General features: G+C 61.8%; 21 protein-coding genes. All 21 read right to left on the bottom strand.

The genetic code is table 11. The features are described 5' to 3' along the window. Positions 1–77: 77 nt before the first annotated feature. The gene (gene nuoN / locus J1N02_RS01840; protein ID WP_003174731.1) at positions 78–1,541 is read right to left on the bottom strand and encodes an NADH-quinone oxidoreductase subunit NuoN; all 1,464 of its coding nucleotides are present in this window, start codon (positions 1,539–1,541) and stop codon (positions 78–80) included. Between the two features lie 7 nt (positions 1,542–1,548). Then, entirely contained in the window at positions 1,549–3,081 is a 1,533-nt protein-coding gene (gene nuoM, locus J1N02_RS01835; RefSeq protein ID WP_017527174.1) for an NADH-quinone oxidoreductase subunit M, read from the bottom strand. 39 nt (positions 3,082–3,120) lie between these two features. Continuing rightward, complete coding sequence (nuoL, locus tag J1N02_RS01830; RefSeq protein ID WP_027606323.1) at positions 3,121–4,974, bottom strand: NADH-quinone oxidoreductase subunit L; 1,854 nt, start codon at positions 4,972–4,974, stop codon at positions 3,121–3,123. Beyond that, positions 4,971–5,279: an NADH-quinone oxidoreductase subunit NuoK gene (gene nuoK, locus J1N02_RS01825; RefSeq protein ID WP_003174727.1), complete on the bottom strand. Its 309-nt coding sequence runs from the start codon at positions 5,277–5,279 to the stop codon at positions 4,971–4,973. Before nuoK ends, nuoL begins: the two co-directional genes overlap by 4 nt. A gap of 2 nt (positions 5,280–5,281) precedes the next feature. Continuing rightward, the gene (gene nuoJ, locus J1N02_RS01820) at positions 5,282–5,785 is read right to left on the bottom strand and encodes an NADH-quinone oxidoreductase subunit J (RefSeq protein WP_003174726.1); all 504 of its coding nucleotides are present in this window, start codon (positions 5,783–5,785) and stop codon (positions 5,282–5,284) included. A 9-nt stretch (positions 5,786–5,794) separates the two neighbouring features. Continuing rightward, on the bottom strand, positions 5,795–6,343 hold the full coding sequence (nuoI, locus tag J1N02_RS01815; protein ID WP_003174725.1) for an NADH-quinone oxidoreductase subunit NuoI: 549 nt from the start codon (positions 6,341–6,343) through the stop codon (positions 5,795–5,797). A gap of 11 nt (positions 6,344–6,354) precedes the next feature. Continuing rightward, positions 6,355–7,362: an NADH-quinone oxidoreductase subunit NuoH gene (gene nuoH / locus J1N02_RS01810; RefSeq protein WP_017137518.1), complete on the bottom strand. Its 1,008-nt coding sequence runs from the start codon at positions 7,360–7,362 to the stop codon at positions 6,355–6,357. Then, positions 7,359–10,073 carry an NADH-quinone oxidoreductase subunit NuoG gene (gene nuoG, locus J1N02_RS01805; protein ID WP_027606324.1) on the bottom strand — a complete coding sequence of 905 codons (2,715 nt, stop codon included), beginning with the start codon at positions 10,071–10,073 and terminating at the stop codon, positions 7,359–7,361. The genes nuoH and nuoG overlap by 4 nt, the downstream gene beginning before the upstream one ends. A 135-nt stretch (positions 10,074–10,208) precedes the next feature. Continuing rightward, entirely contained in the window at positions 10,209–11,564 is a 1,356-nt protein-coding gene (gene nuoF / locus J1N02_RS01800) for an NADH-quinone oxidoreductase subunit NuoF (RefSeq protein ID WP_027606325.1), read from the bottom strand. Beyond that, on the bottom strand, positions 11,561–12,058 hold the full coding sequence (gene nuoE, locus J1N02_RS01795) for an NADH-quinone oxidoreductase subunit NuoE (protein WP_421147094.1): 498 nt from the start codon (positions 12,056–12,058) through the stop codon (positions 11,561–11,563). The genes nuoF and nuoE overlap by 4 nt, the downstream gene beginning before the upstream one ends. 2 nt (positions 12,059–12,060) lie before the next feature. Continuing rightward, the gene (gene nuoC, locus J1N02_RS01790; protein ID WP_098479172.1) at positions 12,061–13,845 is read right to left on the bottom strand and encodes an NADH-quinone oxidoreductase subunit C/D; all 1,785 of its coding nucleotides are present in this window, start codon (positions 13,843–13,845) and stop codon (positions 12,061–12,063) included. A gap of 72 nt (positions 13,846–13,917) precedes the next feature. Beyond that, positions 13,918–14,592, bottom strand: coding sequence for a NuoB/complex I 20 kDa subunit family protein (locus J1N02_RS01785; RefSeq protein WP_003174719.1), 675 nt, complete (start codon positions 14,590–14,592; stop codon positions 13,918–13,920). A gap of 10 nt (positions 14,593–14,602) precedes the next feature. After that, on the bottom strand, positions 14,603–15,016 hold the full coding sequence (locus J1N02_RS01780; protein WP_015372409.1) for an NADH-quinone oxidoreductase subunit A: 414 nt from the start codon (positions 15,014–15,016) through the stop codon (positions 14,603–14,605). 594 nt (positions 15,017–15,610) lie between these two features. Continuing rightward, complete coding sequence (gene aceA, locus J1N02_RS01775; RefSeq protein WP_003219577.1) at positions 15,611–16,936, bottom strand: isocitrate lyase; 1,326 nt, start codon at positions 16,934–16,936, stop codon at positions 15,611–15,613. Positions 16,937–17,430: 494 nt separating this feature from the next. After that, entirely contained in the window at positions 17,431–18,168 is a 738-nt protein-coding gene (locus J1N02_RS01770) for a secretin N-terminal domain-containing protein (protein WP_027606327.1), read from the bottom strand. A gap of 126 nt (positions 18,169–18,294) precedes the next feature. Next, positions 18,295–18,717, bottom strand: a complete 423-nt coding sequence (locus tag J1N02_RS01765; protein ID WP_027606328.1) for a GNAT family N-acetyltransferase — start codon at positions 18,715–18,717, stop codon at positions 18,295–18,297. Next, entirely contained in the window at positions 18,710–19,876 is a 1,167-nt protein-coding gene (locus J1N02_RS01760) for a cupin domain-containing protein (protein WP_027606329.1), read from the bottom strand. The genes J1N02_RS01765 and J1N02_RS01760 overlap by 8 nt, the downstream gene beginning before the upstream one ends. 83 nt (positions 19,877–19,959) lie before the next feature. After that, positions 19,960–21,330 (bottom strand): adenylosuccinate lyase, encoded by a 1,371-nt coding sequence (gene purB / locus J1N02_RS01755; protein ID WP_027606330.1) that lies wholly within the window; start codon positions 21,328–21,330, stop codon positions 19,960–19,962. A 125-nt stretch (positions 21,331–21,455) separates the two neighbouring features. Next, entirely contained in the window at positions 21,456–22,079 is a 624-nt protein-coding gene (gene hflD, locus J1N02_RS01750) for a high frequency lysogenization protein HflD (protein WP_027606331.1), read from the bottom strand. Further along, positions 22,076–23,200: a tRNA 2-thiouridine(34) synthase MnmA gene (mnmA, locus tag J1N02_RS01745; RefSeq protein WP_098479174.1), complete on the bottom strand. Its 1,125-nt coding sequence runs from the start codon at positions 23,198–23,200 to the stop codon at positions 22,076–22,078. The genes hflD and mnmA overlap by 4 nt, the downstream gene beginning before the upstream one ends. A gap of 59 nt (positions 23,201–23,259) precedes the next feature. After that, positions 23,260–23,706, bottom strand: a complete 447-nt coding sequence (locus J1N02_RS01740) for an NUDIX hydrolase (protein WP_027606333.1) — start codon at positions 23,704–23,706, stop codon at positions 23,260–23,262. Positions 23,707–23,766: the final 60 nt, after the last annotated feature.

Genomic DNA, 23,766 nt, shown 5'->3' with positions numbered 1-23,766 from the left:
GCTGTTGCAGGTCAGCCCAGAACGCAAAAACGGCGCCCTGGGGCGCCGTTTCTGTTGGTTCACATACCGCTAAGGGATCAAACCCCCAGCACCGCGTGCTGCACCAGGGTCAGCAACGGTTGTGGGTACACGCCCAGGAAGAAGGCGAGCAGGGCGATAGCCAGCAGCATCACGCCACCGGCTTTCTGTTCCCAGTGCAGCTCGGCATCCACACGGCGCAGGTTTGGCTCGATCAGGTACAGGGTGACCATCACGCGCAGGTAGTAGAACACGCCGATGGCACTGCCCAGCACCAGGGACGCAACCAGCCACCACTCGTGGGCTTCGACACCGGTCGCGACGATGTAGAACTTGCCGATAAAGCCCGCGGTCAGCGGGATACCGGCCAGGGACAGCATCATCACGGTCAGTACGGCGGTCAGGTACGGACGGCGCCAGAACAGGCCGCGGTATTCGTACAGGGCGTCGGCGTCACGGCCCTTGTAAGGCGAGGACATCAGGGTGATCACGCCGAACGCGCCGAGGCTGGTGATCACGTAGGTGACCAGGTACACGCCGATGGCTTCCACGGCCAGGCCTTTGCTCGCCACCAGGGCGATCAGCAGGTAGCCGAAGTGGGCGATGGACGAGTAACCCAGCAGACGCTTGAGGTTGTTCTGGGTCAGCGCCAGCAGGTTACCGAACAGGATCGACGCGATGGCGATCACGGTCAGCACGTTGCTCAGCACGCCGGTGTTGGCGGCAGGCGAGATCTGGAACAGACGCACCATCACCGCAAACACAGCGACCTTGGACGCGGTCGCCAGGAACGCCGCCACCGGCGCCGGGGCGCCTTCGTACACGTCCGGGGTCCACAGGTGGAACGGCACCAGCGACAGCTTGAACGCCAGGCCGATCAGCATCATCGCCAGGCCCAGTTGGGCGATCGGCGCGGGGCTGTTGGTGGCGGCCAGGGCGTGACCGATACCGGTGAAGCTCAGGCTGCCGGCTTCGGCGTAGAGCAGGGCCATGCCGAACAACAGGAACGCGGAACCGGCGGCCGACAGCACCATGTACTTGATGCCGGCTTCCAGGGAGCGCTTGTTGAAGAAGGCGTAGGCCACCAGGCCGTAGGTCGGGATCGACAGCAGTTCCAGGCCGATGAACAAGCCGGCCAGGTGCTGCGCGCTGACCAGCACGATACCGCCGGCCGCAGCCAGCAGGATCAGCAGGTACAGCTCTTCGCGGTTGCCCGGGTAGCCGGTGCCGCCTTCGCCGAGGTAGGCGTGGGCGAGGGTGACGCAGGCGAGGGTGGCGACGAGGATCAGCGCGATATACAGCAGCGCGAAGTCATCGACCATCATCAGCGGGGTCACCGCCAGTGGCGCGACCTTGAGTGCCGGGATAATCGACAGCAAGGCCAGGTTCAGACCGGCGCAGGACAGCAGGAACGTTTGTGAATGATTGCGGCGCCAGGCGATCGCCAGCATCACCACCACGATGGTGAGGCTGGTGATCAGCAGCGGCGCAAGCGCGATAAAGTGTTGGATCGTGAATTCCATAGCGCTCTTACCGGGCCGAAGCGAGTTGAGAGAAGGCGGTGCCGAACCACTGCTGCACGCCATGCATCGTCGCGGCAGAAGTGTCCAGGAACGGTTGCGGGTACACGCCGATGTAGATCAGCAATACCGCAAGGCCGAGCACCATGATCAGTTCGCGAGCATCCATCCCCTTGAGGACGGTGTCGGACTTGGCCGGGCCGAAGTAGGCGCGGTGGATCATGATCAGCGAGTAGACCGAACCGAATACCAGGCCGGAGGTAGCAATGGCGCTGATCCACGGTGTTTGCACGAAGGCACCCATCAGGATCAGGAACTCGCCGATGAAGTTACCGGTACCCGGCAAGCCCAGGGAAGCGGCGGCGAAGAACAGGCTGATCGCCGGCAGGTACGCAATGCGCGACCACACGCCGCCCATCTCGCGCATGTCACGGGTGTGCAGGCGCTCGTACAACTGGCCACTCAGGATGAACAGTGCGGCGGCCGAGACACCGTGGGCCAGCATCTGGATCACTGCACCTTGCAACGCCAGCTGGCTGCCGGAGTAGATGCCGATCAGTACGAAGCCCATGTGGGAAACGGACGAGAAGGCAATCAGACGCTTGATGTCGGTTTGCGCGAATGCCAGGAACGCACCGTAGAAGATCCCGATCAGGCCGAGGGTCATGGCAATCGGCGCGAACTCGGCCGAGGCGTTCGGGAACAGCGGCAGGGCGAAACGCAGCAGGCCGTAGGCCGCCGTCTTCAGCAGGATACCGGCCAGGTCCACGGAACCGGCGGTCGGCGCCTGGGCGTGAGCGTCAGGCAGCCAGGAGTGGAACGGCACCACCGGCAGCTTCACCGCGAAGGCGATGAAGAAGCCCAGCATCAGGATGTACTCGGTGGTCAGGGACATCTTGGTTTTCAACAGGTCGGCGTAGTTGAAGGTAATCACGCCAGTCGAGTTGAAGTTGACCAGTACCAGGCCCAGGATCGCCACCAACATGATCAGGCCGGAAGCCTGGGTGAAGATGAAGAACTTGGTCGCCGCGTAGATCCGGGTTTTCTTGCCGTCCGAAGAACTGTGACCCCAGAGCGCGATGAGGAAGTACATCGGCACCAGCATCATTTCCCAGAAGAAGAAGAACATGAACAGGTCGAGGGCGAGGAACACGCCGACAACGCCGCCCAGGATCCACATCAGGTTCAGGTGGAAGAAGCCCACGTGACGCTGGATCTCTTTCCAGGAGCAGAGTACCGAGAGGATACCCAGCAGGCCGGTCAGCAGGATCATCAACAGCGACAGGCCGTCGAGGGCCAGGTGCACGTTGATGCCGAAGCGCTGGATCCACACGTGCTTGAATTCAAGCGCGAACGTCGGATCGACACCCGGTGCCGGAGCGAATGAATAGTCGCCATGGGCCCACAGCCAGAGGCCGAGTGCGAGTTCCAGGGACATGGTCAGCAACGCAATCCAGCGGGGGAGGGTGGCGCCGAAGCGTTCACCCATCCAGCAGAGCAGGCCGCCGATAAAGGGGATCAGGATTAGCCAGGGCAGAATCATGACGGGCTCGTTTCCTTTCGCAAGTTCGCAAAGTTCATATCAGACCGCTACCACAACGATGGCGCCGATCACCAGCACGGCACCGGCCGCCATGGAAGCCGCATACCAACGCAACTGGCCGGTCTCGGTACGGCTCAGGGCGGTGTGACCGCCTTTGGCCGCGCGCGGGATCAAACCGATGGTCTGGTCGAGCGGGTCTTTACGCAGTACATGACTGATGGCCAGGTAGGGCTTGACGAACAGTTTGTCGTAGAGCCAGTCGAAGCCCCAGGCCGCGAACCACCAGGCCGAGAGGAAACGGCCGATGCCACTGTTGGCCACGGCGGTCACGAAGCGACGCTTGCCGAGGAACAGCAGGGCCGCCAGCAGGATACCGGCGATGGCAATGGCGCCCGAGGCGATTTCCAGGCTGTGCTTGGCGGCGCCGCCGGCATGGCCGGCGCTTTCCGGCAGTACACCGGCCAGTGGCGGGGTGATCAGCGCGCCGATGAAGGTCGACAGGATGATCAGCACCGACAGTGGCAACCAGTGGGAGATGCCATGGCCTGCGTGGGCTTCGGTCTTGGCTTCACCGTGGAAGGTGATGAAGATCAGGCGGAAGGTGTACAGCGAGGTCATGAACGCACCCACCAGGCCTGCGTACAGCAGGTTCTGGTTACCGCTGGCAAAGGCTTCCCAGAGGATTTCGTCCTTGGAGTAGAAACCGGCGGTCACCAGCGGCAGGGCGGCCAGGGCGGCACCACCGACGATGAAGCTGGCGTAGGCCAGTGGCAGTTTCTTCCACAGGCCGCCCATCTTGAAGATGTTCTGCTCGTGGTGGCAGGCCACGATCACCGCACCGGAGGCCAGGAACAGCAGGGCCTTGAAGAAGGCGTGGGTCATCAGGTGGAAGATCGCCGCGTCCCAGGCGCCGACGCCCAGGGCCAGGAACATGTAGCCGATCTGGCTCATGGTCGAGTAGGCGAGGATCCGCTTGATGTCGGTCTGCACCAGCGCGGCGAAGCCGGCCAGTACCAGGGTCACGCCGCCGACGATGCCCACCAGGTGCAGGATGTCCGGCGCCAGGGTGAACAGGCCGTGGGTACGGGCGATCAGGTAGACACCGGCGGTCACCATGGTTGCGGCGTGGATCAGTGCCGACACCGGGGTAGGACCGGCCATCGCATCCGCCAGCCAGGTCTGCAGCGGCAGTTGCGCGGATTTACCCACGGCGCCGCCCAGCAGCATCAGGGTCGCCAGGGTGATCCAGAAGTCGCCGACCTGGAATTTCTGCGGTGCCAGCACCAGCAGTTCCTGGATGTTCAGCGTGCCCACCTGTTGGAACAGGATGAACAGGCCGATGGCCATGAACACGTCGCCGATGCGGGTGACGATAAATGCCTTGAGTGCCGCGTTACCGTTGTTGCGGTTGCTGTAGTAGAAACCGATCAACAGGTACGAGCACAGGCCCACGCCTTCCCAACCGAAGTACAGGAACAACAGGTTATCGCCGAGCACCAGGAACAGCATGCTGGCGATAAACAGGTTGGTGTACGAGAAGAAGCGCGAGTAGCCCGCTTCACCGCGCATGTACCAGGACGCGAACAGGTGGATCAGGAAGCCCACGCCCACCACCACGCCAAGCATGGTGATCGACAGGCCGTCGACGTAGAGGGCGAAGTTGGGCTTGAAGCCTTCCACCGACATCCACTGCCACAGCACCAGGGTGTAGTGGCCGCTTTCCGGCGGTGCCACGTTGAATTGCCAGATGACGTAGGCGGCAACGATAGCCGACAGGCCAATGGAGCCCACACCGATCAGGGCCGAAAGGTTTTCCGACCAGCGTCCGCGAGAGAACGACAGCAGCAGGAAACCGATCAGGGGAAATACGAAAGTCAGAAAGATCATGTTCATCCGCGCATCTCACTGGCAGCGTCGATATCAAGCGTGTGGAAGCGACGATACAGTTGCAGCAGGATCGCCAGGCCGATACTGGCCTCGGCGGCTGCCAGGCTGATCACCAGGATGAACATGACTTGTCCATCCGGCTGGCCCCAACGTGCACCTGCAACGATGAACGCCAGTGCCGCAGCGTTCATCATGATTTCCAGGCTCATCAACACGAACAGAATGTTACGGCGAACCATCAGGCCGACCAGGCCAAGGCAGAACAGGATGCCGGCGACCGCCAGACCATGCTCCAAAGGGATAGCAGGCATCGTCATTGCTCCTTGGCTTCGTTGCGGCCCAAGTGGAAGGCAGTGATGGCTGCGGCGAGCAGCAGCATCGACGCCAGTTCGACCACCAGCAGGTACGGGCCGAACAGGCTGATGCCCACGGCTTTCGCGTCCACGGTGGTATGGCCGATGGCCTGGCCGCTCTGGTGAGCGAACAGCACATACAGCAGTTCACCCAGCAGCAGCGCTGCGAGGACAACCGGGCCGAGCCAGATGCCGGGCTTGAGCCAGACGCGTTCCTGGGCGACCGAGGCCGGCCCGAGGTTGAGCATCATCACCACAAACACGAACAGCACCATGATGGCGCCGGCGTAGGCGATCACTTCCAGCACACCGGCGAACGGTGCGCCGAGGCTGAAGAAGGTCATGGCCACGGCGATCAGCGAAATGATCAGGTAGAGCAGGGCGTGCACGGGGTTGGTGTTGGTGATCACGCGAAGCGTGGACACAACCGCGATACCCGATGCGAAATAGAAAGCGAATTCCATCTTTCTTCCTTAAGGCAGCAAGCTCTTCACGTTGATCGGCTCGGCTTCGTTTTGTGCGGCGCCTTTCGGCTTACCGGCAACGGCCATACCTGCAACACGATAGAAGTTGTAATCAGGGTTTTTACCGGGACCAGAGATCAAAAGATCTTCTTTCTCGTACACCAGGTCCTGACGTTTGAACTCGGCCATCTCGAAATCCGGTGTGAGCTGGATCGCGGTGGTCGGGCAAGCTTCCTCGCAGAGGCCGCAGAAAATGCAGCGCGAGAAGTTGATGCGGAAGAAGTCCGGGTACCAGCGACCGTCTTCGGTTTCAGCTTTCTGCAGGGAGATGCAACCCACCGGGCACGCCACGGCGCACAGGTTGCAGGCCACGCAACGCTCTTCGCCATCGGGGTCGCGGGTCAGCACGATGCGGCCGCGATAGCGCGGCGGCAGGTACACCGCTTCTTCCGGGTATTGCAGGGTGTCGCGTTTACGAAAGCCATGGCCGAAAACCATCACCAGGCTTCGCAACTGGGTACCGGTACCCTTAACGATGTCGCCAATATATTTGAACATGGGTCAAATCCTCACTGAACCGCGCCCGCTGGCGTGTTCAACAACACAACGGCAGCAGTCACCAGCAAATTGATCAGGGTCAGCGGCAGGCAGAAGCGCCAGCTGAAATCCATCACCTGGTCGTATCGTGGACGCGGAATGGAAGCGCGCAGCAGGATAAACAGCATGATGAAGAACGCGGTCTTCAGGAAGAACCAGAAGAACGCCAGCTGCGGCAGGATGCCGAACGGACCGTGCCAGCCGCCGAAGAACAGCGTGACCAGCAGGGCCGAGATCAAGATGATGCCGATGTATTCACCGACGAAGAACATGCCCCATTTCATGCCGGCGTATTCAATGTGGTAACCGTCGGCCAGTTCCTGTTCCGCTTCCGGTTGGTCGAACGGGTGACGGTGAGTCACGGCGACGCCGGCGATGAAGAAGGTACAGAAGCCGAAGAACTGCGGAATGATGAACCACAGGTTCTGCGCCTGGTACTCGACGATGTCGCGCATGTTGAACGAGCCGACCTGCACCACGATGCCCATCAGCGCGAGGCCCATGAACACTTCGTAGGACACGGTCTGGGCCGAGGCCCGCAAGCTGCCCAGCAGGGCGAACTTGTTGTTGCTCGACCAGCCGGCGAACAGCACCGCGTAGACCGACAGGCCGGCCATGGCGAAGAAGAACAGCAAGCCGATGTTCAGGTCCGCCACGCCCCAGGTCGGGGTGATCGGGATGATCGCGAAGGCGATCAGCAAGGCGCTCATGGCCACGACCGGTGCCAGGGTGAAGATCACCTTGTCGGCAAACGGCGGGGTCCAGTCTTCCTTGAAGAACATCTTCAGCATGTCGGCGGCGATCTGGAACATACCGAACGGGCCAACGCGGTTCGGACCGTAACGGTCCTGCCACCAGCCCAGCAGGCGACGTTCGACGAAGCTGAGCAGGGCGCCCGCGACCACCACGGCCAACAGGATCACGATGGCCTTGACGACCGAGATGATCACGTCGATCACTTCAGGGGTGAACCAGGTCATTGCGCTGCCTCCTGCAGACCGTCAACGGTTTTGCCGAAGATCGCCGGCGGGATGCCGGCGACGCCTTTAGGCAGGGCAACCAGGCCGGCACCCAGCTCTTCGTTGATGCGCAGCGGCAGACGCAGGGTCTGGCCGGCAACGGTCACGTCGAGCAGGGCGCCGTCGTTGACGCCCAGGCGGTCGGCTTCGGACTTGGCCACGGACACGTAGGCCTCGGGAATGCGCTCTTGTACCGGCGCGGCCTTGGAAGAGGTTTCTTCGCTGCCGAACAGGTGGAAGAACGGCACAACCTGCCAGGTGCCCTGGGCCGGGTTGAACGGACGCGGGACCGCAGCGAACCAGTTCAGCGCGTCGCCCTGGGGTTCGATCAGGCGAGTGCCCGGGTCGCCGGCGCGGATGTGACCACCGACTTCGTCCTGGAACTTGTTCCAGGCCTGTGGCGAGTTCCAGCCCGGCGACCAGGCAAACGGCACCTGCTGACGTGGCTCGACCGAACCCGAGTAACCTTCCATGGAGAAGGCGAACGCGGTGTCGTTGTCTTGCGGGGTACGCGGTTCGTGCACGCTGATGTCGGCGCGCATGGCGGTACGACCGGAGTAACGCAGCGGCTCACGGGCGAGCTTCATGCCCTTGATGCGGAACGCGGCGGACGGTGCGGCGTCGACGATACGCGCCAGCTGCGGCGCGCTCGCGGCGGCTGCGGCGGTGACGTGGTCGAGCTGGGTCCAGTCGATCGGCTGGTTCAGCAGGGTCGCGCGCAGGGCATGCAGCCAGCGCCAGCCTTCGTGAACCAGGATGCTGGCGTCCATGTACTTCGGATCGAACACCTGGAAGAAGCGCTGGGCACGGCCTTCCTGGCTGACCAGGGTGCCGTCGCCTTCGGCGAAGGTGGCGGCTGGCAGTACCAGGTCGGCGCGATCGCTGGTGGCGGTCTTCTGGTGGTCGGCGACGATCAGGACCTTGGCGGCATTCAGCGCAGCGTCAACCTTGGCGGCGTCGGTGCGGGTGTACAGGTCGTTTTCCAGCACCACGATCGCATCGGCAGTGCCGTCGATCACGGTTTGCAGGGCGGCATCCAGGGACTCGCCGCCGAGCATGGCCAGGCCGAGGCTGTTGGCTTCCGGCACCACCAGGCTGATGGAGCCGTTCTTGTCGCGCAGCTTCAAGGCCTTGGCGATGTTGGCGGCGGCTTCGATCAAGGCCTTGGAGCCCAGCGAGGTACCGGCAATGATCAATGGACGCTTGGCTGCCAGCAGGGCGTCGGCAATACGCTGGGCCAGTTCGGCGGCTTCAGTGTCCAGGCCTTCGACTGCCGGCGCGCTGGCGTCGAGGGCGTGGGCCACGGCGAAACCGATGCGGGCCAGGTCGTCCGGTGCGGCGTGGACGCATTCTTCGGCGATGTCGTCGAGCTTGGTTTCCGCCAGGCTGGCGATAAACAGCGGGTTCAGCGCGTGCTGGCCGATGTTTTTCACCGCAGCGTCGAGCCAAGGCTGGACGCGCATGGCGTCGGCCATGTCTTCGGCCTTGCCTTTGACCGATTGACGCAGGGACAGCGCGATGCGCGCGGCGGTCTGGGTCAGGTCTTCACCGAGCACGAAGATGGCATCGTGGTCTTCGATGTCGCGCATGTTCGGCACCGGCAGTGGGCTGTCGTTCAGCACCTGCAGGACCAGGCGGATGCGCTCAAGCTCACCGGCTTCGATACCGGAGTAGAAGTGCTCGGCACCCACCAGCTCGCGCAACGCGTAGTTGCTTTCGAGGCTGGCGCGGGGCGAGCCGATACCGACGATGTTGCGGCCGCGCAGCAGGTCGGCGGCTTTGTCCAGCGCCGCGTCCAGGCTCAGCTTGGCGCCATCGGCCAGCAGTGGCTGGCGTGGGCGGTCTTCGCGGTTGACGTAGCCATAGCCGAAACGGCCACGGTCGCACAGGAAGTACTGGTTGACCGAACCGTTGAAGCGGTTTTCGATGCGACGCAGTTCGCCGTAGCGCTCGCCCGGGGAGATGTTGCAACCGCTCGAGCAGCCATGGCAGATGCTTGGCGAGAACTGCATGTCCCACTTACGGTTGTAGCGCTCGGAGTGGGTCTTGTCGGTGAACACACCGGTCGGGCAGACCTCGGTGAGGTTGCCGGAGAACTCGCTTTCGAGCACGCCGTCTTCAACGCGACCGAAGTACACGTTGTCGTGGGCGCCGAATACGCCGAGGTCGGTGCCGCCGGCGTAGTCTTTATAGAAACGTACGCAGCGGTAGCAGGCGATGCAGCGGTTCATTTCGTGGGAAATGAACGGGCCCAGTTGCTGGTTCTGGTGGGTACGCTTGGTGAAGCGATAACGGCGCTCGTTGTGGCCGGTCATCACCGTCATGTCTTGCAGGTGGCAGTGACCGCCTTCCTCACAGACCGGGCAGTCGTGGGGGTGGTTGGTCATCAGCCATTCGACAACGCTGGCGCGGAACGCCTTGGATTCTTCATCGTCGATGGAGATCCAGGTGTTGTCGGTGGCTGGGGTCATGCAGGACATGACGATACGACCACGGGTGTCGTTTTCGTCGGTGTACTGCTTGACCGCACACTGGCGACAGGCACCGACGCTACCAAGCGCGGGGTGCCAGCAGAAATACGGGATATCGAGGCCGAGTGACAGACACGCCTGTAACAGGTTGTCCGCCCCATCGACTTCGAGCGCTTTGCCGTCTACGTGGATAGTGGCCATGGTTCAAAGTTCTTCGTTGGCCCGTTGTCAGCGGGCGTGGCTAATGGAATCTTGTTATTCATGTGCATCTACACAGCCATGAAGGCGTCAGCACATGAGCAGGCGAAGGGCACGGACCCTTCGCCTGTTTAAGCGTTACGCGCCGACTACGATCGGCCTTGCCAGAGGCGGGACGGCGGCGCTGGTGGGCGCAATGCCGGCTTCGAACTCCGAGCGGAAGTATTTGATTGCGCTGCCCAATGGCTCCACGGCGCCCGGTGCGTGAGCACAGAAGGTCTTGCCTGGGCCGAGGAAGCCGACCAGGCCCAGCAGGGTTTCGATATCACCCTCGCGGCCTTCGCCGTTTTCCAGGGCCATCAGCAGCTTCACGCTCCACGGCAGGCCGTCGCGGCATGGGGTGCAGAAGCCGCAGGATTCACGGGCAAAGAACTGCTCCATGTTGCGCAGCAGCGAGACCATGTTCACGGTGTTGTCCACCGCCATCGCCAGGCCGGTACCCATCCGGGTGCCCACCTTGCCGATGCCGCCGGCATACATCTGTGCGTCGAGGTGCTCGGGGAGCAGGAAGCCGGTGCCGGCGCCGCCTGGCTGCCAGGCCTTGAGGGTGTAACCGTCGCGCATGCCGCCGGCGTAGTCCTCGAACAACTCGCGTGCGGTCACGCCGAACGGCAGCTCCCACAGGCCAGGGTTCTTGACCTTGCCGGAGAAGCCCATGAGCTTGGTGCCCATGTCTTCACTGCCTTCGCGGGCCAACGATTTGTACCAGTCCACGCCGTCGGCGATGATCGCCGGCACGTTGCACAGGGTCTCGACGTTGTTCACGCAGGTCGGCTTGCCCCACACGCCCACGGCGGCAGGGAAGGGCGGCTTGGAGCGCGGGTTGGCGCGGCGGCCTTCGAGGGAGTTGATCAGTGCGGTTTCTTCACCGCAGATGTAACGCCCGGCGCCGGTGTGCACGAACAGTTCGAAGTCAAAGCCCGAACCGAGGATGTTCTTGCCCAGCAGGCCTGCGGCCTTGGCTTCTGCCACGGCACGGTTGAGGTGCTTGGCGGCGGTGGTGTATTCGCCGCGCAGGAAGATGTAGCCACGGTAGGTTTTCAGCGCGCGGGCGCTGATCAGCATGCCTTCGATCAGCAGATGGGGCAGTTGCTCCATCAGCATGCGGTCTTTCCAGGTGTTGGGTTCCATTTCATCCGCGTTGCACAGCAGGTAGCGGATGTTGATGGATTCGTCTTTGGGCATCAGGCCCCACTTAACACCGGTGGGGAAGCCTGCACCGCCGCGACCCTTGAGGCCGGCGTCCTTCACGGTCTGGACGATGTCGTCCTGGGCCATGTCGGCGAAGGCCTTGCGCGCAGCGGCGTAGCCGTTCTTGGCCTGGTACTCGTCGAGCCATACCGGCTCGCCGTCGTCACGCAGGCGCCAGGTCAGCGGGTGGGTCTCGGCCGAACGCTTGATCAGGTTGGCCGGGCCGAAGGAAGTCAGGGTCATGGGTAGCCCTCGAGCATTTGGGTCACGCCAGCAGGCTGCACGTCACCGAATGTGTCGTCGTCGATCATCAACGCCGGCGCCTTGTCGCAGTTGCCCAGGCAGCACACCGGCAGCAGCGTGAAGCGGCCGTCCGGGGTGGTCTGGCCGAGGCCGATGCCCAGCTTGGCCTGGATCTCGCTGACCACCGACTCGTGGCCACCGATGTAGCAGACCATGCTGTCGCACACGCGAATGATGTGGCGGCCGACCGGCTGGCGGAAGATCTGGCTGTAGAACGTCGCCACGCCTTCAACGTCGCTGGCGGGGATGCCGAGGATCTCGCCGATGGCGTAGAGGGCGCCGTCCGGCACCCAGCCACGTTCCTTCTGGACGATCTTCAAGGCCTCGATCGACGCCGCGCGCGGGTCTTCGTAGTGATGCAGCTCGTGCTCGATGGCCGAGCGCTCGGTTTCACTCAAGGTGAAACGGTCTGTCTGGATAAGCGTGCTGTTCATGCTTAGCGGTCCACGTCGGCCATAACGAAATCGATACTACCCAGGTACGCAATCAAGTCCGCGACCATCTCGCCTTTGATCACCGAAGGGATCTGCTGCAAGTGGGCGAAGCTTGGGGTACGAATCCGGGTGCGGTAGCTCATGGTGCCGCCATCGCTCGTCAGGTAATAACTGTTGATACCCTTGGTCGCTTCGATCATCTGGAAGGATTCGTTGGCCGGCATTACCGGGCCCCACGAAACCTGCAGGAAGTGCGTGATCAGGGTTTCGATGTGCTGCAGCGTGCGCTCTTTCGGCGGCGGCGTGGTCAGCGGGTGATCCGCCTTGTACGGGCCGGCCGGCATGTTGCGCATGCACTGCTCGATAATCTTCAGGCTCTGGCGCATTTCTTCGACGCGCACGATGCAACGGTCGTAGGCATCGCCATTAGCCGCCAGCGGGACTTCGAACTCGAAGTTCTCGTAGCCGGAATAAGGGCGCGCTTTACGCAGGTCGAAGTCGCAACCGGTCGAACGCAGGCCGGCACCGGTGACACCCCATTCCAGGGCTTCCTTGGTGTTGTACTGGGCGACGCCGATGGTACGGCCCTTGAGGATGCTGTTATCCAACGCAGCCTTCTGGTACTCGTCCAGGCGCTTGGGCATCCAGTCGATGAATTCCTTGACCAGGCGTTCCCAGCCATTCGGCAGGTCGTGGGCGACGCCGCCGATGCGGTACCAGGCCGGGTGCAGGCGGAAACCGGTGATGGCTTCGATGACCTTGTAGGCGCGCTGACGGTCGGTGAAGGTGAAGAACACCGGGGTCATGGCGCCGACGTCCTGGATATAGGTACCCAGGAACAGCAGGTGGCTGGTGATCCGGAAGAACTCGGCCATCATGATGCGGATGGTGTCGACGCGGTCCGGGACCTTGATGCCGGCCAGCTTCTCGACCGAGAGCACGTACGGCAGGTTGTTCATCACGCCGCCGAGGTAGTCGATACGGTCGGTGTACGGGATGAAGCTGTGCCACGACTGACGCTCGGCCATCTTCTCGGCACCACGGTGGTGGTAGCCGATGTCCGGTACGCAGTCGACGATTTCTTCGCCGTCCAGTTGCAGGATGATGCGGAAGGCACCGTGGGCCGAAGGGTGGTTCGGGCCCAGGTTGAGGAACATGTAGTCCTCGTTGGTGCCGGAGCGCTTCATGCCCCAGTCTTCCGGACGGAAGCGCGCGGCCTCTTCTTCAAGCTGCTGCTTGGCGAGGTTGAGGCTGAACGGGTCGAATTCGGTGGCGCGGGCAGGGAAGTCCTTGCGCAGCGGGTGACCTTCCCACGTTGGCGGCATCATGATGCGCGTCAGGTGCGGGTGGCCCGGGAAGTCGATACCGAACATGTCCCAGACTTCGCGCTCGTACCAGCTGGCGTTCGGCCAGATACCGGTCACGGTCGGCACGCTCAGGTCGCTCTCGGACAGTGCGACCTTGATCATCACGTCGCTGTTACGTTCCAGCGACATCAGGTGATAGAACACGGTGAAATCGGCGCCGTTCGGCAGGCCCTGGCGCTTGGTGCGCAGGCGCTCGTCCACGCCATGCAGGTCATAGAGCATGACGTACGGCTTGGGCAGGTTGCGCAGGAAGGTCAGCACTTCGACGAGCCTGGCGCGCGCCACCCACAGCACCGGCATACCGGTGCGTGTGGCCTGGGCGGTGAAGGCGTCAGGGCCAAAACGGTTATTGAGTTCGACGACCACATCCTGGTCGTCTGCCTTATAAGGCGGGATGTACAGAGCACTGCCTGTAGTCATGGTTTTTTATCGCTTTCGGTCAACGTAAAGAATGAAGCCAGGTTTTCGTTCTATAAAAGAAGCGGGGCTGGATCAGACTTCGTCGGGGCTGCGCAGGTTGGTGACTGCGATTCGCTGTTCGCGGCGCTGTTCCTTTTGCGACGGCATCTCGGCGCGGTACACGCCTTGATCGCCGACGACCCAGGAAAGCGGGCGACGCTCCTTGCCAATCGATTCCTGCAACAGCATCAAGCCTTGCAGGAATGCTTCGGGGCGGGGCGGGCAGCCAGGCACGTAGACGTCCACGGGCAGGAACTTGTCCACCCCCTGAACCACGGAGTAGATGTCGTACATGCCACCGGAGTTGGCGCACGAACCCATGGAGATAACCCACTTTGGCTCGAGCATTTGCTCGTAGAGACGCTGGATGATCGGCGCCATCTTGATAAAGCAGGTACCGGCGATAACCATGAAATCCGCCTGGCGCGGTGATGCCCGGATAACTTCGGCGCCAAAGCGCGCGATGTCGTGGGGCGCCGTGAAGGCGGTGGTCATTTCCACGTAGCAGCACGAAAGACCGAAGTTGTACGGCCACAGGGAGTTCTTACGTCCCCAGTTGACCGCGCCACTCAGCACGTCTTCGAGTTTGCCCATGTAGATGTTCTTGTGGACTTGGTCTTCTAACGGATCGGAAACGGTTTCCCGTTCGCCGATGGGGTACTGCTCGTTAGGAGCATCCGGGTCGATCCTGGTGAGATTGTATTGCATCGCCAAAGCCTCATTGTTTCAGCTTCGCTTGCCGCTTACGACGAGCTTCCGGAGCCCAGTCAAGGGCGCCCACTCGAAATAGGTAGACAAGGCCTGCCAACAGAATTGCTATGAAAACGAGGGCTTCGACGAATCCGGTCCAGCCGCTTTCGCGGACGGACACAGACCAGGCAAAGAGAAAGAGGGCTTCGATGTCGAAGATCACGAAGAGCATCGCGACCAGATAGAATTTGGCTGAGAGCCGCAAGCGGGCGCCACCTGTAGGCAGCATGCCGGATTCGAACGGTTCATTCTTGCTGCGGCCCCAGGCTTTTGACCCGAGGAGGCTGGACACACCGAGCATGAAGGCGCAAAGGCCGACAACACCGAGGAGGAAAATGGCAAAGCCCCAGTTGTGGGCTATGAGTCCTGTCGCTTCGGTCATGCTGGAAATCCTTAACAGAGAGCAAAGGTCTCTGAGCTCGAAAAAGTAACGATGCAGTGACGATATGTCGCACTGCAATCAATCGCGGTGATTTTATGGCTAAACACCGGGCAAGTAAAATTCCTAGGGCGAAATTATTCGATGGAATAAGCACATAGTGCACCTTCTTGGGGCTGTAGCCCTTGCGGGGCGGGCATTAGCGGGCATTTGATCAAATGTGTTTTGTTTAACCTGTAACGAAGTTTTTATGTTCTAAATGATAATGAATATTGTTTGCGCGGGGTTGAAGCGATTGTTTCTCATACAGCGGAGTAAGTTGCCGTTACTTGCCTGATTAGCGCGAGTTGTTGGAGCGGATCTTTTAACCGATTTATCTGCAGCCAATACCGCTCTGGATCAAGGTTTTGTACAAAATCTTCAGGTTGCGAGGGTTCCTCACCGCTATCGGGGGCAAGCCCCCTCCCACATTTTCCCGATTGAATCAGTGGGATGTGTACCGGCAAAAAAAACGCCCCGAACCAGTCGGGGCGTCAGATCGTGCGGCACTGCGGTTAGCTCTTTAACGGATTCGCCGTGGCCGTGTACTCACATCGATCAGTGGAACTGCTCTTCTTCGGTCGAACCGGTCAGCGCGGTCACGGACGAGGTGCCGCCCTGGATCACGGTGGTCATGTCGTCGAAGTAGCCGGTGCCCACTTCCTGCTGGTGGGCCACAAAGGTGTAGCCCTTGGCGGCGTCAGCGAATTCCTGTTCCTGCAGCTTCACGTAGGCGGTCATGTCGTTGCGGGCGTAGTCGTGCGCCAGGTTGAACATGCTGTGCCACATGTTGTGAATGCCGGCCAGGGTGATGAACTGGTGCTTGTAGCCCATGGCGGACAGTTCGCGCTGGAACTTGGCGATGGTCGCGTCGTCCAGGTTCTTTTTCCAGTTGAAGGAAGGCGAGCAGTTGTAGGACAGCAGCTGGTCCGGGTATTCCTTCTTGATTGCTTCGGCAAAGCGACGCGCTTCGTCCAGGTCCGGCTTGGCGGTTTCGCACCAGATCAGGTCGGCATACGGCGCGTAGGCCAGGCCGCGGGCGATGGCCTGGTCGAGACCGGCGCGCACTTTGTAGAAACCTTCCTGGGTACGTTCGCCGGTTACGAACGGCTGGTCGTACGGGTCACAGTCCGAGGTCAGCAGGTCTGCAGCGTTGGCGTCGGTACGGGCCAGGATGATGGTCGGCGTGCCGGCAACGTCAGCCGCCAGGCGGGCAGCGGTCAGCTTCTGTACGGCTTCCTGGGTCGGTACCAGTACCTTGCCGCCCATGTGGCCGCATTTCTTCACCGAAGCCAGTTGGTCTTCGAAGTGCACGCCGGCCGCGCCAGCCTCGATCATGCTCTTCATCAGCTCGTAGGCGTTCAATACGCCGCCGAAACCGGCTTCGGCGTCGGCCACGATGGGCGCGAAGTAGTCGATGTAGCCTTCATCACCCGGGCCTTTACCGGCTTTCCACTGGATCTGGTCGGCACGACGGAACGAGTTGTTGATGCGCTTGACCACGGTCGGCACGGAGTCCACCGGGTACAGCGATTGGTCGGGGTACATGGATTCAGCGGAGTTGTTGTCCGCTGCCACTTGCCAGCCGGACAGGTAGATCGCCTGGATACCGGCTTTCACCTGTTGGACTGCCTGGCCGCCAGTGAGGGCGCCCATGCAGTTGACGAAATCTTTCTCGGGGCGGAAGGACGGCTTGGCACCTTGGGTGACCAGCTTCCACAACTTCTCGGCGCCGAGTTTTGCAAAGGTGTGCTCAGGTTGAACCGAGCCACGCAGGCGGACGACGTCAGCAGCGGAATAAGCGCGGGTTACGCCTTTCCAGCGTGGGTTTTCAGCCCAGTCTTTCTCGAGGGCTGCAATTTGCTGTTCGCGTGTCAGTGCCATGGGGGAAAACCTCGTCGCATAGGTCTAGGTGGAAAATTCCATTTGCCAGCCACGTAGTGAATGCGTGGTTATGGCTGCTCGCTGACCAGAAGCTCAGGTGTTCAAGTCAAGTTCGGCGGGGCAGGCGACGGGATGAACGATGGCTCAAGGGAGGAGTTGAGCAGGTAAGGGCGAACTGCGAACGGTCTTCGGGCATCGTGGGCCTTTGTACTATCCATCAGTGTGTAGCCGGGTTACCTGGTTAGCTTCCGTCCCTCGGGACAACTTCGTTCCAGTCGCAACCTCGTCAAACACACCTTGTGGGCGGTACAGACACGAATCGGCTCGGGTGGGTAGCTTGGAGCGGCGATCCGAAGGCCCTTGCCAGGGCCCCTGATTAGCGGGAGCGAGGCCATCATGCCCATGCTTTTTTGGATCGTCAAATGTTTTGTAGTGCTTTTTTTCAGGCACTACATATTTAGTCTAATACGACTCATCAGTCAGTTTTTGGTGCTTCAGTTCAGGGTGTCGACCTTGACCCGCAACGTCAGGTCATCGCGGCCCTGGGTAGAGTAGCTGCGGGTTGTGGAGGATTTATCGGCCTGGGTCTCGCGGTTGATGCCGGCCAGGGGGATCCATTCGCCAAGACGTCCGCTGACGGTTGTGTCGGTGCTTTGCACATTCACTACATCGGGACGTTCCTGGCTCATGCGGTCACGGTTGGTACTGATCGCCAGGTGCACGGTCTCGCCGGTGACGCTGGCGGTGACGTAGAAGCCCTGGGTGACGTTGCGGTACTGGGTCTGGTTCTGCGGGCGACCGTAGGCGTCGGGTTGGGTCGTGGTCAGTGGCACGCTCTGGCCGACCTGGATCAGCGCGGGCACGCCTTCGCTGGCCTGGATCTGCTGGATGCCGCCGTCGCGGCTGGCCGTGCCGTAGCTGATGATGCGGGTCTGGCTGTCGCCGCTGTTCTGCTGGTTGTTTTCATTGGTATCGACGGTGATCAGCAGGCGCTTGGCTGGTGTATCCAGCTGGGCGAGCAGCGCACGCAGGTCCTGGATCTTGCCGGGGGCAGCGTTGACGATAAGCTGGTTGCCGTAGGCGCTGACGGTGCCGTCCTTGCCGATGAAGTTCTGTGCAACCGGGAGCAGGTCGGTGCTGGTGCGGTTGCTCAGGTTGACGACTTCGGTGTCGGCCATTGCCGAGCAGCTGGCGGTGAGGAGGAGGGCGGTGAGCAGGGTGCGTAGGGACATGTCCGTTATCTCTGCGAGTCAGTTAGGCTTGATAGTGCCAGTTTGTCGGCCTGGGGTGTAGTGAGCGGGCTTGCCCGCTCACCACAGGCAAGCTGGCTCACCACGGGCAAGCCCTTACAGCAGGGATCAGCCCCCGCGCACCATATCGACATGGGGAATCCCGACTTCCAGGAATTCCTCGCTGACGATCTTGAAGCCCAGTCGCTCATAGAACGGCGCCGCATACACCTGCGCGCTCAGGAACTGCTTGGTCTGGCCACGTTGCTCGGCCACGCCGATCACCGCTTCCATCAGCTTGTCGCCGACCTTCAGCCCGCGCCAGTCCTTGAGCACCGACACTCGGCCGATCTCGCCGCTGGGCAGCAGGCGCGCGGTGCCAATCGGAAAGTCGCCTTCGAATGCAAGGAAATGCACTGCGTCTGCGTCGTCCGCATCCCACTCAAGCTCAGGTGGAACCGATTGTTCAGCGATAAATACCGCTTCACGAATGCGCCGAATCTCGGCGATATCCTTATGCCAGTCCGCGACACCTACGTGAATCCTATTCATCGGCAAACCCCAGGCTTCCTTGCTTGACCAGCTCGCACAGCAGGTCACGGGCGTCTTCGTCCAGCAGCCATTCGCCGAGGTTTTCGGCGTGCAGGGCATCGGCGGCGCAGACCAGTTTCAGCAGTTCGCGCAGTTTGCCCGGCAGGTAACGGCTCTGGCCGCTGGCGAACAGCAGGACGTCATCGTCGACTTCCGACCAGGCCATGCGCGCGCTTGGGTTGCGCACCAGGATCGCGCCGTCCTGCAGGCTGTTGATGAAGTCGTCTTCGCCCAGCTCTTCGCCTGCTACCAGTTCCGGGTAGCGCGGCTCGGTCATGAATTGGCCGAACCAGGTCAGCAGCATGCGCTCGTCGCTCATGTGCTCGGCCAGCAGGCTCTTGAGGCGGTCGAGGGCGTCGCTCTGGATCTGGTGCGGGTCGCTGACCGGCTGCGCGTCGGCGTCGGTGTAGCGCTCTTCGTCGGTCAGGTACTGGGCGAGGAAGTCGGTGAAGTGGGTCAGTACTTCTGCGGCGCTTGGGGCGCGAAAGCCCACCGAGTACGTCATGCAGTCATCTTCGGCGATGCCGAAATGCGCCAGGCGTGGCGGCAGGTAGAGCATGTCGCCCGGTTCCAGCACCCATTCGGCGCTTTCTTCGAATTCGGCGAGGATGCGCAGGTCGGCGTGTTGCAGCAGCGGGCTTTCGGAGCTGCACATCTGGCCGATCTTCCAGTTGCGCTTGCCCTGGGCCTGCAGCAGGAACACGTCGTAGTTGTCGAAGTGCGGGCCTACGCTGCCGCCGGGTGCGGCAAAGCTGATCATCACATCGTCGATGCGCCAGCTTGGCAGGAAGCGGAACTGCTCCAGCAACTCGGCCACTTCCGGCACGAACTGGTCGACTGCCTGTACCAGCAGTGTCCACTCACGCTCAGGCAGGGTGCTGAAGGCGTCTTCGGCGAACGGGCCGCGGCGCAGTTCCCACGGGCGTTCGCCGTGTTCGATCACCAGGCGCGATTCGACTTCTTCTTCCAGGGCCAGGCCGGCGAGTTCGTCGGCGTCGATCGGGCTTTCGAAGTCAGGGATCGCCTGGCGGATCAGCAGCGGTTTTTTCTGCCAGTAGTCGCGCAGGAATTCCCGTGCCGTGATGCCGCCCAGAAGTTGAAGAGGGATATCAGGATTCATGTGTAACCTATTGAAAAAAAGCACTTTTCAGACTGAAATAAAAACGCCCGGCGCGGCCGGGCGTCTCAAGGGGCTTGCGCGAATCAGATGCGCTTGGCTTGCTCTACAGCGTTGCCGATGTAGTTGGCCGGGGTGAGCAGTTTCAGCTCGGCCTTGGCCGCGGCTGGCATGTCCAGGCCGTCGATGAAAGTTTGCAGTGCTTCAGGGCTGATGCCCTTGCCACGGGTCAACTCTTTCAGCTTCTCGTAAGGGTTTTCGATGTTGTAGCGGCGCATCACGGTCTGGATCGGCTCGGCCAGCACTTCCCAGCACGCGTCCAGGTCAGCGGCGATTTTCTGCGCGTTGAGCTCCAGTTTGCTGATGCCTTTGAGGCTGGCTTCGTACGCGATCACGCTGTGGGCAAAGCCCACGCCGAGGTTGCGCAGTACGGTGGAGTCGGTCAGGTCGCGCTGCCAGCGGGAGATCGGCAACTTGCTGGCCAGGTGCTGGAACAGGGCGTTGGCGATGCCGAGGTTGCCTTCGGAGTTTTCGAAGTCGATCGGGTTGACCTTGTGCGGCATGGTCGACGAACCGATTTCACCGGCAATGGTGCGCTGCTTGAAGTAGCCCAGGGAGATGTAGCCCCAGATATCGCGATCGAAGTCGATCAGGATGGTGTTGAAGCGCGCGATGGCGTCGAACAGCTCGGCAATATAGTCGTGGGGTTCGATCTGCGTGGTGTACGGGTTGAAGCCCAGGCCCAGCTCGTCTTCGATGAAGGCGCGGGCGTTGGCTTCCCAGTCGATCTCAGGGTAGGCCGACAGGTGGGCGTTGTAGTTGCCCACGGCGCCGTTGATCTTGCCCAGCAGTGGGACTGCTGCGACTTGAGCGATCTGGCGCTCCAGGCGGTACACCACGTTGGCGAGTTCCTTGCCCAGGGTAGTCGGCGACGCCGGCTGGCCGTGGGTACGCGACAGCATCGGCACATCGGCGAAACGGATGGCCAGCTCGCGGATCGCTTCGGCGGTCTGGCGCATCAGCGGCAGCATCACGTCATCACGGCCTTCGCGCAGCATCAGGGCGTGGGACAGGTTGTTGATGTCCTCGCTGGTGCAGGCAAAGTGGATGAATTCGCTGACCTGGGCCAGTTCCGGCAGCTTGGCCGCCTGCTCCTTGAGCAGGTATTCGATGGCCTTGACGTCGTGGTTGGTGGTGCGCTCGATCTCTTTCACACGCTCGGCGTGCTCCAGGGAGAAGTTGTCCGCCAGGGCGTCGAGTACGGCGTTGGCTTCGGCGGAGAACGCCGGCACTTCGCTGATGGCGGGGTGAGCGGCCAGGCGCTGGAGCCAGCGCACTTCAACCAGTACACGAGCACGGATCAGGCCGTATTCGCTGAAAATAGGGCGCAGGGCCTGGGTTTTGCCGGCGTAGCGGCCGTCAACAGGGGAAACCGCAGTGAGCGAAGAGAGCTGCATGGGGTGTTCTCGGACAGTCGGGCAACGAAATGGGGCGCGTATCATACATGAAAAAATCCGCCGGTCCGTTGCCAACTGACCGGCGTATTACGCGTATCGGCTTGAAAATAGCCTGTCGGTGCGACTTATTCGTTGCGCATCAACGGGTAAAGCTCTTTGAGCAATTTGCGTCGGCTGATCACCAGCTGCCAGCGATGACCGCCCAATTGCCGCCACAACCGCGCCGAACGAATGCCGGCGAGCAGCAGTGCACGGATTTTCGAGGCGTTGTTCGGTTGCTGCAGGTTGCGCATGTCGCCGTGCACCTGGATGCGTTGGCGCAGGGTGCTCAAGGTGTCCTGGTACAGCGCACCGCAGGCGGCGATCACATTTTCGTGGGCCGGGCCGAAGTGTTCTACCTGGGACTGGATCTGTGGCAGGCGTTTGCCGATGGTTTCCAGCATGTCTTCGCGCTTGGCCAGCTGGCGCTCGAGGCCGAGCATCGACAGGGCGTAGCGCAGCGGCTCACGCTGCAAGGTACTCGGGTCGCGCTCCAGGGCGCCGATCAGTGCGCGGTAACCTTCACGCAGTGCGAGGTCGTCGCCGCCGTAGACTTCCAGGGTGTCCTTGGGGTCGCGGATCAGCAGGCTGCCGAGCATGCAGGTCAGGCCGGCTTCGGTAACCTGGCCGGTCTTGGCGATCTTGTCCACCAGCACGGCGGAGAGAAATACCCCGCCGAGTGCTGTCAATTGCTCCTGGGTCGGGCTCATGCCGGGTTGCTCCAGGCTTCGGCGACTTCAATCACGCCGCCGCCCAGGCAAATTTCGCCGTCATAGAACACCACGGACTGGCCAGGGGTGACCGCGCGTTGCGGGTCATCAAAGGTGGCGCGGTAGCCCGTCGCGGTTTTTTCCAGGACGCAGGGCTGGTCGCCCTGGCGATAGCGTACCTTGGCCGTCAGGCGGCGCGGGGTGCTCAGGTCGATCGGGTTGACCCAATAGATCTCCGAGGCCAGCAGTGCGCCCGAGAACAGCAGCGGGTGTTCATTGCCCTGGCCGACGATCAGCACGTTGTGCTCCAGGTCCTTGACCAGCACGTACCACGGCTCTTCGCCGGCATCCTTCAGGCCGCCGATGCCGAGGCCCTGGCGCTGGCCGATGGTGTGGTACATCAGGCCGTGGTGACGGCCGATCACTTCGCCGTCGGTGGTCTTGATCTCGCCCGGTTGCGCCGGCAGGTACTGCTTGAGGAAGTCGCTGAAGCGGCGCTCGCCGATAAAGCAGATCCCGGTGGAGTCCTTCTTCTTGGCGGTCGCCAGGCCGTGTTGCTCGGCGATCCTGCGCACTTCGGGCTTTTCCAGCTCGCCCACCGGGAACAGGGTCTTGGCGATCTGTTCACCGCCGACGGCGTGCAGGAAGTAGCTCTGGTCCTTGTTCGGGTCCAGGCCCTTGAGCAGTTCGGTACGGCCATCGATGTCACGGCGGCGCACGTAGTGGCCAGTGGCAATCAGGTCGGCGCCAAGGATCATGGCGTAGTCGAGGAACGCCTTGAACTTGATTTCGCGGTTGCACAGGATGTCCGGGTTCGGCGTGCGACCGGCCTTGTATTCGGCCAGGAAGTGCTCGAACACGTTGTCCCAGTACTCGGCGGCGAAGTTGGCGGTGTGCAGCTTGATGCCAATTTTGTCGCACACGGCCTGGGCGTCCGCGAGGTCGTCCATGGCGGTGCAATATTCCGTTCCATCGTCTTCTTCCCAGTTCTTCATGAACAGGCCTTCCACCTCATAACCCTGCTCCATGAGCAGAACGGCGGAAACGGAAGAGTCCACGCCGCCGGACATGCCGACGATGACGCGCTTCTTTTGTGTGTCAGAAGGGGCTGGATCACGCATAGGGTTTCAACGGGTGTCTTGAAAAAGGACGCGATTCTAACAGGCCTGGGCCCGCAAGGCTAAAGAGAAGGGCGGATCAATTCCAGGCTGTGACGCTGACCGGCCAGGTAATCATCGATACAGCGGATGATCAGCTCGCTGCGCCAGTCGTCGCGCACGGCCATCAGCTCGTCACGGCTCAACCAGCGGGCGCGCAGGATGCCTTCGTCCAGTTGATAGTCCGGGTGGTGTTTCAGTGCCTTGGCAATAAAGCAGACGCGTTGATAGGTAACCCCGTTGCTGGGTGCGGTGTACAGGTAGATGCCGACGATACCCGTGGCTTCCACGTCCCAGCCGGTTTCCTCGAGGGTCTCGCGCACGGCGGCCTCGGTCAGGGTTTCATGCGGGTCGAGATGGCCGGCGGGCTGGTTGAGCACGGCGCGGCCGCCCTTGAGCTCTTCGACCATCAGGAATTTGCCGTTGTCTTCGACGATGGTGGCGACGGTGATGTGGGGTTGCCAGGTCATGGGATGCCTCTCGATTCTGAATGCAGCGCAGTCTTGGAGCAGGATTACAGCAGTGTGGGA

Source organism: Pseudomonas sp. NFX5 (assembly GCF_049132125.1).
Taxonomy (GTDB): Bacteria; Pseudomonadota; Gammaproteobacteria; order Pseudomonadales; family Pseudomonadaceae; genus Aquipseudomonas; species Aquipseudomonas marginalis.
This window is presented reverse-complemented; position numbering and strand designations above follow the sequence as displayed.